This is a genomic window from Nocardioides sp. NPDC058538 (genome assembly GCF_042719275.1).
Taxonomy (GTDB): domain Bacteria; phylum Actinomycetota; class Actinomycetes; order Propionibacteriales; family Nocardioidaceae; genus Nocardioides.
The window spans coordinates 44,447-54,899 of sequence record NZ_JBHXNY010000035.1; the positions used below are offsets into that span (position 1 = coordinate 44,447).

Sequence of the window (10,453 nt, forward strand, 5' to 3'; positions counted from 1 at the left end):
AGACCAGCAGCGCACGACCACGGGGTTGCGGTGCATTCATCGGCCTGCATAGACGCACGCCCGACATCGCGTCCCGGCCAACCGGATGCGAACCGATCGCGACAACTTTGTCGCGTAAAAGTAAAGCCACCTCGATCCGAGCGGGGGGATCCGGACCGAGGTGGCGATGAATACTTTCGGCCAAGTTGCCGGTGAATGCAAGTCGAACCGCCATGGCGGGAATGTGACGTGTCGTATATCTGCCATGATGACCGTCGTTCGTTCCCCCGCCACGGAAAGGCATCTCGGATGCTCGATGCGCTCGGTCTCGACAATCTCGAGGAGACGGTCTACCGCCAGCTGGTCGCCGCGCCGTCGGCCAACCTCGAAGAGCTGGCCGAAGCGGCCGACCTGGACGCCTACGCGGTCTCGGCGGTGCTGTCCGCGCTGGAGGGCAAGGGCTTGGTCGCCCGCGCCTCGGCCGGTCAGGATCGCTACGTCGCCTCCCCGCCGGCGGTGGCGCTCGGGGCGCTGCTCGTCCAGCGCCAGGACGAGCTGCGCCGCGCGCAGGTCGAGATGACCGAGCTCGCCGGGCTCTATCGCGGCTCGGTCGCCCGTCGGGACGTGGCCGACGTCGTCGACGTCGTGCACGGCACCGAGGCGATCGCCCAGCGGTTCGCGCAGCTGCAGTACTCGGCGAAGAAGTGCATCCAGGCGCTGCAGAAGCCGCAGGCCGCGGTCGTCACCCGGGAGGACGCCGACGAGGCCGAGCGGGCCGCGATCGAGCGAGGCGTCCGGCACGACATCGTCCTCGAGCGCTCCGTCTTCGACACCCCCGGCATCTACGAGACCATCGACTCCGGCCTCGAGATCGGGATCGAGCTGCGGGTGGTGCCGACGGTGCCGCTGCGCGCCTTCATCGTCGACCGGGAGATCGCCCTGATCCCGTTGATGCAGGGCTCGTTGCCATCGGGCGAGCACAACACGGTCCAGGACGCCCTGCTGCTCCACCCCAGCGGTCTCCTCGACGCGATCATCGCCCTCTTCGACCTGATCTGGACCTCGGCCCCCAAGCTCGTCGCGACCCCCGAAGGTACGGTCGAGACGGCCGCCGATCGCCTCGAGCCCCTGGACACCAAGGTGCTCTCGCTGCTGCTCGCCGGCCTGACCGACGCCTCCATCGGGGCGCAGCTCGGGCTGTCGCTGCGTACGGTCCAGCGGCGGGTGCGCCAGATGATGGACCGCGCGCGGGTCGACACCCGCCTCCAGCTCGGCTACGAGGCGGGGCGTCGCGGCTGGCTGTGAGGTTCGTGCGCCTCAGCGCTCGCCGCCCGGCACCCACAAGACGTCGCCCTGCTCGCGGTTGGCGTGCCGGGCGAGGATGAAGAGCAGGTCGCTGAGGCGGTTGAGGTAGGTCAGGGCGAGCTTGTTCATGGTCTCGCCGTGGACCTCGTACGCAGCCCAAGCCGCCCGCTCCGCGCGGCGCACGACGGTGCGGGCGACATGCAGGTGGGCCGCGGCCACCGTGCCGCCGGAGAGGATGAACGAGCGGAGCTTCTCCAGGGGCTCGTTGTAGTCGTCGCACCAGGCCTCGAGCCGGTCGATGTAGGCCTGCTCGACGCGGAGCGGGGGATACTCGGGGTCGGCCACCACCGGGGTCGAGAGGTCGGCGCCCACGTCGAAGAGGTCGTTCTGGACGGTCGTCAGCACCTTCACGACGTCCTCGTCGATGCCGCCATGAGCCAGCGCGACACCGATCGCCGCCCCGGCCTCGTCGGTCGTCGCGTACGCCTCCAGCCGCAGATCGGTCTTGGCGGTCAGGCTCATGTCGCCGAGCCGGGTCTCACCGGCGTCGCCGGTGCGGGTGTAGATGCGCGTCAGGTTGACCATGCGCTGAGCCTATTCGGACCGCCCATTTTCGGCGAACGTGGTCGATCGATAGAAAATTGGGACAAGGGTGACGAATGAGGCTGGTGAGGTGCAACCAATCGACGCGACCGCGCGTCATAGTGGGCGAGAGGGAATCCACTTCCTGGGGGATGGAGGCAGGGCATGGAGATCTTGATCGACGGGCCGACGCTGGTGCTGAGCGGAGATTTCGACGTACGCAGCACCTGGATGGCACGCAGCGTGATCTATGACCATCTCGACTCGGTGGAGGGTGACGTCGTGCTCGACGTCTCCGGCGTCAACAGCGCCGATGTGACGGCGCTGAAACTGCTCGCCGTCGCGACCCGACAGGCCCATGCCGAGGGCCGCCGACTCACTCTGCAGGGCTGCACCCCCGCGGTGCGCCGGATGCTCCACCTCTCGAGGCTCTATCGTGTTCTCGAGGTGGAGAACTCACCGCTCATCGCCTAGCGGCGTAGCGGGTAAAGGAGTGGCCCGGTGAGTGACATCTTCCACACCGGAGCCGGTTACTGATCGGTAACCGAGGGGCTAGCATGCCTCTTATGACGGACACCACGCCTTCGGGACAGAGCCGCCCGGCGAAGGATCGCTCGTGGCTGATGCGGACGTACGCCGGCCACTCGACCGCCGAGGCGTCCAACCAGCTCTATCGCAACAACCTCGCCAAGGGCCAGACCGGTCTCTCGGTCGCCTTCGACCTGCCCACGCAGACCGGCTACGACCCCGACAGCGTCCTCGCGCGCGGTGAGGTCGGCAAGGTGGGCGTGCCGATCATGCACATGGGGGAGATGCGCAAGCTCTTCGACCAGATCCCGCTCACCGAGATGAACACCTCGATGACGATCAACGCGACCGCCATGTGGCTGCTCGCGATGTATCAGGTCGCCGCCGAGGAGCAGAACCCGGGGATGGACCCCACCGAGGTGGCCGCGAAGCTGGCCGGCACCACCCAGAACGACATCATCAAGGAGTATCTCTCCCGGGGGACGTACGTCTTCCCGCCGGAGCACTCCCTGCGGCTGATCAGCGACATGATCGCCTACACGGTCCACCAGATCCCGAAGTGGAACCCGATCAACATCTGCAGCTACCACCTGCAGGAGGCCGGGGCCACTCCGGTGCAGGAGATCGCCTACGCGATGTGCACCGCCATCTCGGTCCTCGACCAGGTCAAGGCCTCTGGTCAGGTGTCCGAGGAGGACTTCGGCAAGGTCGTCGGCCGGATCTCGTTCTTCGTCAACGCGGGCGTGCGGTTCGTCGAGGAGATGTGCAAGATGCGCGCCTTCGTCGAGCTCTGGGACGAGATCACCCGTGAGCGCTACGGCGTCGAGGACCCGAAGATGCGCCGGTTCCGCTACGGCGTACAGGTCAACTCCCTCGGCCTGACCGAGGCGCAGCCGGAGAACAACGTCCAGCGCATCGTGCTGGAGATGCTCGCGGTGACGCTGTCCAAGAACGCGCGGGCGCGCGCGGTGCAGCTGCCCGCCTGGAACGAGGCGCTCGGCCTCCCGCGTCCGTGGGACCAGCAGTGGTCGCTGCGCCTGCAGCAGGTGCTGGCCTACGAGTCCGACCTGCTGGAGTACGGCGACCTCTTCGACGGCTCGCCGGTCGTCGAGGCCAAGGTGGCCGAGCTCGTCGCGGGTGCCAAGGAGGAGATCGACCGGGTCCAGGCCATGGGCGGGGCGATCGCCGCGGTCGACACCGGCTACATGAAGTCCGAGCTGGTCTCCTCGCACGCGCGCCGTCGCGCCGCCATCGAGTCCGGCGAGGAGGTCATCGTCGGCGTCAACAAGTTCACCACCACCGAGCCGAGCCCGCTGACCGCGGACCTGGACGCCGCGATCATGGTCGCCGACCCTCGCGCCGAGGAGGCCGCCAAGGCCTCCCTCGAGGCGTGGAAGGCCGAGCGTGACGAGACGGCCGTCTCCGAGGCGCTGGCCGCGCTCGCCACCGCCGCGAAGACCGACGCCAACCTGATGTCGGCGACCCTGGAAGCGGCCCGTGCGGGCGCGACCACGGGGGAGTGGGCCGGCACCCTGCGTGAGGTCTTCGGCGAGTTCCGGGCGCCCACCGGCGTCTCCGGCGCCGTCGGTGCGGCGGAGGCCGGCGCCGAGCTGTCGGCCGTACGCGACCGGGTCAAGGCCACCGGCGAGGAGCTCGGCGTCAAGCTGCGCATGCTCGTCGGCAAGCCGGGTCTGGACGGTCACTCCAACGGTGCCGAGCAGGTCGCCGTCCGGGCCCGTGACGCCGGCTTCGAGGTCATCTACCAGGGCATCCGGCTCACCCCGGAGCAGATCGTCGCCGCGGCGGTCGCCGAGGACGTACACGTCGTCGGGCTCTCCATCCTCTCCGGCTCGCACATGTCGCTCGTGCCGTCGGTGGTCGAGGGGCTGCGCGAGGCGGGCCTGGGTGACGTGCCCGTCATCGTGGGTGGCATCGTGCCGGAGTCCGACGCCAGGACGCTGATCCAGTCGGGGGTTGCGGCGGTCTACACGCCCAAGGACTTCAGCCTCACCGAGATCATGGCCGACATCGTCGAGGTCATCCGCAAGGCCAACGACCTCTCCTGAGTCGAGGATCGACACGGCGCCCGAAAAACTTCGGGAGCCGTGTCGATCCCGGTGCGTCGCCATTCGTGAAAGGGGCAGAGGGAGGCGGACAGCGCCTCCCGCCACTTCACGGGAGTACGAGATGTCCACGATCACCACCGCCCAGCAGACCACCCGCTCGACCCGCGCCGCCGCCCGGCTCTCCGATCGGCGGACCCTCTGGCTCCATGGCCTCGGTGCCACGGTCGTCGCCAGCGCGGTCGTCACCGTCCTCGCTGTCGCTGCCTCGGCGGCCGGGGTGAGCTTCGAGACCGCCAGCGGGACGATCCCGCTCGCCGGCTACGCCCAGCTGACCGCCCTCTTCTCGCTCGTCGGGGTCGTGATGGCCGCGGTGATGGCCCGTGTGGCCCGCCGCCCGCGACGTACGTTCGTGGTCACCACCGTCGTGCTGAGCGTCGCATCGCTCGTCCCCGACGTCACCTTCGGCTTCGACGCCGCCAGCGCGGTCGTCCTGATGCTCCTCCACGTCGTCGCCGCTGTCATCGTCATCCCGGTGCTGGCGCGTCGCCTCGCCCGATGACCGGGCCTAGTAGCCTGCCGCGCATGCGAGTAACGGTGGTCGGAGCCGGAGTCATCGGGCTCTCGTGCGCGGTACGGCTGCTGGAGGCCGGTCACGAGGTCAGCGTCATCGGCCGGGAGCGGACGAGCGGGACCACCTCGGCGGTGGCCGGCGGATTCTGGTTCCCCTACCTCGCCGAGCCGCGCGACCGGGTGACCGCCTGGGCGGTCGAGACCTTCCGAGAGCTCGCTCGGCTGTCCGAAGAGGAGCCGGAGGCCGGCGTACGCATGGTGTACGGCACCCAGCACAACCCCGAGGCCGACCTGTGGTGGGCCGAGCCGCTCACGGACCTGACCGTGACCGAGGGCCGTGCCGAGTTCACCGTCCCGATAGCCGAGATGCCGGTCTACCTGCCCTGGCTCGAGCGGCGGATCACAGCGGCGGGAGGGAACATCGCGACCGGGACCGTCGAAGACCTGGCGAGTCTGGACGCCGACGTCGTGGTCAACGCGACCGGACTCGGCTCGCGGGAGCTGGTCGGCGACGTCAGCCTCTACCCGGTCCAGGGCCAGATCGTCGTCCTCGGGCCGGGCGCCACCGAGGAGTGGCTGGAGGCCGAGGGCGACGCCCCCTCCTACGTCTTCCCGCGCGGTGGTGACACCATCGTCGGGGGTACGTCGGTGCCGCACGCCTGGGACCAGAGCCCGGACCCGCGTACGGCTGAACGGATCCTGGCCGACGCCACCGCAGCCGTGCCGGAGATCGCGAATGCCGAGGTCAGGGCCCATCTGGTCGGCCTCCGCCCGGCCCGGCCCTCGGTCCGGCTGGAGCGCGAGGGGCGGGTGGTGCACTGCTACGGCCACGGCGGCGCCGGGGTGACGCTGAGCTGGGGTTGCGCCTCCGAGGTGGCCTCGCTCGTCGAAGTAAGGCACGCCTAACCCTGCTGTTACCCTTCGAGCGTGGGCAAGAAGAGGAAGCCTCCCAAGACGGAGTGCTGCGTGTCGAAGTCGCGCTGCAAGCGGTGCCCGATCCGCATGCTCAAGGAGGGCACCCTGCCCGAGGGAATGACGGTCAAGAAGCGCCGTCTGGTCACTCTCGACGGCAAGCCGGTCAAGAAGAAGCATCTGGCTGCTTGACGGAAGGCGCCGCCAAGTTGCGTCCGAGGTGGTAGGAATTGCCTTGCATTCGATTACCTACTCGCGCAAGGACGTTACCGATGCCTCACGCCACCCGCCGTTCTGTCCTGTCCGGTGCTGCTGTCACCGGCGCCGCGGCGCTGAGCGCTGCCGGTTACACCGCCGCCCCTGCCCATGGTGCGAACGGCGCGGGCAAGCCCGACACCGTTCGGCTGACAGTGCTCGGCACGACCGACCTGCACGGCAACGTCTTCAACTGGGACTACTACAAGAACGCCGAGTTCTCGAACAGCGCCGGCAACGAGATCGGCGTCGCCAAGGTCAAGACGCTGATCGACGCCGTCCGCGAGGATCGTCGCGGCGAGCCGATCCTCACCATCGACGCCGGTGACACCATCCAGGGCACCCCGCTGGCCTACTACTACGCCCGGATCGACCCGATCACCGAGGGCGCGATCCACCCGATGGCGCGGGCGATGAACCTGGTCGGCTACGACGCCGCCGCGCTCGGCAACCACGAGTTCAACTACGGCATCGACACGATCCGGAAGTTCGAGGAGCAGGTGAACTTCCCGATGCTCGGCGCCAACGCGGTCGACCCGTCGACCAAGCTGCCGGTCTTCCCGCCCTACATCATCAAGGACTACGACCTGGGCCGCGGCCGCCGTCTCCGCGTCGGTGTGCTCGGTCTGACCAACCCCGGCATCGCGATCTGGGACAAGGCCAACGTCGAGGGGAAGATGGAGTTCCCGGGGCTGGTCGAGCAGGCCAAGATCTTCGTGCCCGAGCTCAAGAAGGCCGGCTGCGACCTGGTCATCATCAGCGCCCACTCCGGCGCCGACACCTCCAGCTCCTACGGCGACGAGCTGCCCCCGGAGAACGCCTCGACCCTGGTGGCCGAGCAGGTGCCCGACGTCGACGCGATCCTCGTCGGCCACGCCCACCGCGAGATCACCCAGCGCTACGTCACCAACACCGAGACCGGCAAGCAGGTGCTGCTGACCGAGCCGCTCTACTGGGGCATGCGCGTCTCCGTGATGGACCTGGTCGTACGCCGCGAGAAGCGTCACGGCCGGCCCCGCTGGGTCCTGCAGTCGGCGACCTCGCAGACGCTCAACTCCAACACCGTGGACCCCGACCCGGAGGTCTCGGCCGCCGTGCGGGAGCAGCACGACGTAGTGGTCTCCTACGTCAACTCCGTCGTCGGCACCTCGGCGGTGGAGATGCTGGCCGCGCGGGCGGTCGTCGAGGACGTACCCATCATCGACTTCGTCAACTTCGTCCAGGCCGACGCGGTCAGGGCGGCATTGACCGGCTCCGACGCGGACCTGCCGGTCATCTCGATCGCGGCCCCGTTCAGCCGCGCTGCGGCCTTCCCCGCAGGCGAGGTGACCGTACGCGACGTGGCCGGCCTCTACATCTACGACAACACCCTGATGGCGGTGCGCATCACCGGCGCCCAGCTCAAGGACTACCTCGAGTTCACCGCCCGCTACTTCAAGCAGGTCAGCGGTACCGGCCCCTTCCCGATCGACGCCGTGACCAACGCGCCGACCGACACCGCGCCCAACGGCACGCCCGATTACAACTTCGACACCATCGCGGGCCTGGACGCGGCTCTGACCTACGACATCGACATCTCGGTCGCGGCGGGCTCGCGGATCACCGACCTCGCCTACGACGGCGCCGCGGTGACCGACGCGCAGGAGTTCGTGCTCGCGGTCAACAACTACCGCCAGTCCGGTGGCGGCGGCTTCCCGCACGTCACCGACGCCACGGTGGTCTACAACCAGCAGGTCGAGATCCGGCAGCTGCTCATCGACTGGGTCACCGAGCACCAGGTCATCGACCCGGCCGCGTTCGCCTCCGTCGACTGGCGCCTCGTCTCCGGCGGTGAGCCGATCACCGTGGAGTAGCCGCCGCGGTGGTTGGGCGACGGGTCAGCGGGGGTTGGCCCAGTTGAGCAGCTGGCTCATCGAGATCAGCAGGTCGTCCAGCCGCCGCTCCACGCTGTCCAGGCGCGCGTTGACGCTGTCGATCGCCGCGTCGGTGCGCTCCATCCGGCTCTTGATCGCATGGAACTCTGCCGTGTGCATCTGCTGCATCGTCAGGAGATCGATCATGATCGCCTCGACGTCGCTCACGGACAGGCGGCCCCCAACGCCATGCCCCGAGTAGTTCATGGACATGACGTGAATCTTGTCACGCCATCACATATGAAAGATATGGAAAGGTGTTTCCCTGACGTGAACTTGCCTGACCGTGCACCAACTGTTGGTCAGAAGAGTCTCTCGGTCGGATCGTCGAGGCCGCGGAGCGCGTCGTAGTCGACGATTGCGCAGGTGATACCGCGATCCTCCGCCAGTACGCGGGCCTGCGGCTTGATCGCCTGAGCGGCGAAGATGCCGCGTACCGGGGTCAGCAGCGGGTCGCGGTTGAGCAGCTCGAGATAGCGGGTCAGCTGCTCGACGCCGTCGATCTCGCCGCGCCGCTTGATCTCGACCGCCACCGACTTCCCGTCGGCGTCGCGGCACATCAGGTCGACGGGTCCGATCGCGGTCGGGTACTCGCGGCGTACGAGGGTCAGGCCTTCGCCCAGGGTCGACGGGTGGTCGGCGAGGAGCTCCTGGAGGTGCTTCTCGACGCCGTCCTTCTGCAGGCCGGGGTCGATGCCGAGGTCGTGGGAGGTCTCGTGGTGGATCTCGTCGATCAGGATGCGCAAGGTGTCATCCGTCTTGGATGTGACCGTCCACTCGACGCGGCCGTCCTCAGACTTGCCCTCCGAGAGGGTGCAGGGCGGCGACATCCAGTTGAGGGGCTTGTAGGAGCCCCCGTCGGAGTGGACCAGCACCGATCCGTCGGCCTTGAGCATCAACACCCTGGTGGCCATCGGGAGGTGGGCGGTGAGCCGCCCCGCGTAGTCGACCTGGCAGGTGGCAACGACGAGTCTCACCGGGAGAACGTATCGCATGGCCCCATGTGAGCAGCGTCACGCCACTAGGGGTTACTCATGGGTAATAAATTTGGCAGTCTTCCGTCGCATGACGGTTTCGACCCAGGGTTCCATCCACGACGTGCTCGTGCTGCCCTACCTCAACCACGCCATTCGCATGCTCGAGTCGGGCTACGCCACCGCCACCGACATCGACAACGCCATGTGCTTCGGCTGCGGCTACCCCCAGGGGCCGCTGGCCACGGCCGACGAGATCGGCGCCGCCGCCGTACGCGACGCGCTGCTCGCCCGGTTCGAGGAGACCGGCGACAACCTGCACAAGCCCGCCGATCTGCTCATCAAGGTCGCCGGCGAGGCCGGGACGTTCGCCGCGGTGGCCGGGGACCACTCCAAGGCTCCGGAGCTGCGCCACACGATCGAGAAGATCGGCGTGGTCGGCACCGGCACGATGGCCTCGGGCATCGTCCAGGTCTTCGCCCAGGCCGGGTACGACGTCGTCTTCGTCGGCCGGTCCCAGGAGAAGCTCGACGGAGTCGTCGCCGGCATCACCAAGTCGCTCGACAAGGCCATCGCGAAGGGCCGCTCGGACGAGGAGACCAAGGCCGCGGTGCTCGGCCGCCTCACCGGCAGCACCTCGCGCGAGGATCTCGGCGAGGCCGACCTGATCGTCGAGGGCATCGCCGAGGACCTCGAGATCAAGACCCAGCTCTTCAAGGACCTCGACCGGATCGCGCTGCGTGGAAATAATGGCCGTGGCGCCATCCTGGCAACCACGACCAGCTCGATGCCGATCACCGAGCTCGCCAAGGTGACCGCACGCCCCGGTGACGTCATCGGGATGCACTTCTTCAACCCCGCGCCGGTCATGAAGCTCGTCGAGGTGGTCACCACCGACCTCACCTCGCCCGAGGTCGACGAGACCGTGCGCGCACTGTCCGCCGCGGTCAAGAAGGTCCCGGTCTCCTGCGGCGACCGCTCCGGGTTCATCGTCAACGCGCTGCTGTTCCCCTACCTCAACGACGCGGTCAAGCTGCACGAGTCCGGCGTCGCCATCGCCGAGATCGACGCCGCGATCAAGGAGACCGCGGGCTTCCCGATGGGCCCCTTCGAGCTTCTCGACGTCGTCGGCAACGACGTCTCCCTGGCCATCCAGTCCGAGCTCCGCAACGAGTTCGGCGAGCCCGGCTTCGAGCCCGCCGCCCTCTTGGTCGAGAAGGTCCAGGAAGGCAAGCTCGGCCGCAAGACCGGCGAGGGCTTCCACAGCTACTGATCCCGGCCCGGCCGAGAAGTCACCTACGTCGGCCGAGGGGGGACCAAAGCCAAAAGAGGACGCCCATGGGGGGCGGAGACCTAACCCGCATGGAAG

Annotated in this window: 11 protein-coding genes; 8 read left to right on the forward strand and 3 right to left on the reverse strand. The window is 68.3% G+C overall.

Annotated features, from left to right (window positions below; translation table 11 throughout):
- The first annotated feature begins 288 nt into the window (after window positions 1-288).
- Window positions 289-1,284 (forward strand): helix-turn-helix domain-containing protein, encoded by a 996-nt coding sequence (locus ACFWQC_RS23510; protein WP_378683649.1) that lies wholly within the window; start codon window positions 289-291, stop codon window positions 1,282-1,284.
- A 12-nt stretch (window positions 1,285-1,296) separates the two neighbouring features.
- Here the strand turns inward: ACFWQC_RS23510 and ACFWQC_RS23515 are convergent, their stop codons facing one another.
- Window positions 1,297-1,869 carry a cob(I)yrinic acid a,c-diamide adenosyltransferase gene (locus ACFWQC_RS23515; RefSeq protein ID WP_045547381.1) on the reverse strand — a complete coding sequence of 191 codons (573 nt, stop codon included), beginning with the start codon at window positions 1,867-1,869 and terminating at the stop codon, window positions 1,297-1,299.
- A 162-nt stretch (window positions 1,870-2,031) separates the two neighbouring features.
- Between ACFWQC_RS23515 and ACFWQC_RS23520 the strand changes: the two genes are divergently transcribed.
- The 6 genes from ACFWQC_RS23520 (at window position 2,032) to ACFWQC_RS23545 (ending at window position 8,050) form a co-directional block, all read left to right on the forward strand.
- Window positions 2,032-2,340: an STAS domain-containing protein gene (locus tag ACFWQC_RS23520; protein WP_091047808.1), complete on the forward strand. Its 309-nt coding sequence runs from the start codon at window positions 2,032-2,034 to the stop codon at window positions 2,338-2,340.
- Between the two features lie 92 nt (window positions 2,341-2,432).
- Window positions 2,433-4,460 (forward strand): protein meaA, encoded by a 2,028-nt coding sequence (locus ACFWQC_RS23525; protein ID WP_378683653.1) that lies wholly within the window; start codon window positions 2,433-2,435, stop codon window positions 4,458-4,460.
- Window positions 4,461-4,581: 121 nt separating this feature from the next.
- On the forward strand, window positions 4,582-5,019 hold the full coding sequence (locus tag ACFWQC_RS23530) for a DUF6069 family protein (protein ID WP_378683656.1): 438 nt from the start codon (window positions 4,582-4,584) through the stop codon (window positions 5,017-5,019).
- Window positions 5,020-5,042: 23 nt separating this feature from the next.
- A complete protein-coding gene (locus tag ACFWQC_RS23535; RefSeq protein ID WP_378683659.1) occupies window positions 5,043-5,936 on the forward strand; it encodes an NAD(P)/FAD-dependent oxidoreductase in 894 nt (297 codons plus the stop codon).
- Between the two features lie 21 nt (window positions 5,937-5,957).
- A complete protein-coding gene (locus tag ACFWQC_RS23540; RefSeq protein WP_008362162.1) occupies window positions 5,958-6,134 on the forward strand; it encodes a hypothetical protein in 177 nt (58 codons plus the stop codon).
- An 80-nt stretch (window positions 6,135-6,214) separates the two neighbouring features.
- Entirely contained in the window at window positions 6,215-8,050 is a 1,836-nt protein-coding gene (locus ACFWQC_RS23545; RefSeq protein WP_378683662.1) for a bifunctional metallophosphatase/5'-nucleotidase, read from the forward strand.
- A gap of 24 nt (window positions 8,051-8,074) precedes the next feature.
- On the opposite strand, the gene ACFWQC_RS23550 is transcribed toward ACFWQC_RS23545, so the two are convergent.
- Both ACFWQC_RS23550 and nucS read right to left on the reverse strand, forming a co-directional pair.
- Window positions 8,075-8,323: a hypothetical protein gene (locus ACFWQC_RS23550; RefSeq protein WP_350659698.1), complete on the reverse strand. Its 249-nt coding sequence runs from the start codon at window positions 8,321-8,323 to the stop codon at window positions 8,075-8,077.
- 89 nt (window positions 8,324-8,412) lie between these two features.
- Window positions 8,413-9,087, reverse strand: coding sequence for an endonuclease NucS (gene nucS, locus ACFWQC_RS23555; protein WP_378683669.1), 675 nt, complete (start codon window positions 9,085-9,087; stop codon window positions 8,413-8,415).
- 88 nt (window positions 9,088-9,175) lie between these two features.
- Between nucS and ACFWQC_RS23560 the strand changes: the two genes are divergently transcribed.
- Entirely contained in the window at window positions 9,176-10,357 is a 1,182-nt protein-coding gene (locus ACFWQC_RS23560) for a 3-hydroxyacyl-CoA dehydrogenase NAD-binding domain-containing protein (protein ID WP_378683672.1), read from the forward strand.
- Window positions 10,358-10,453: the final 96 nt, after the last annotated feature.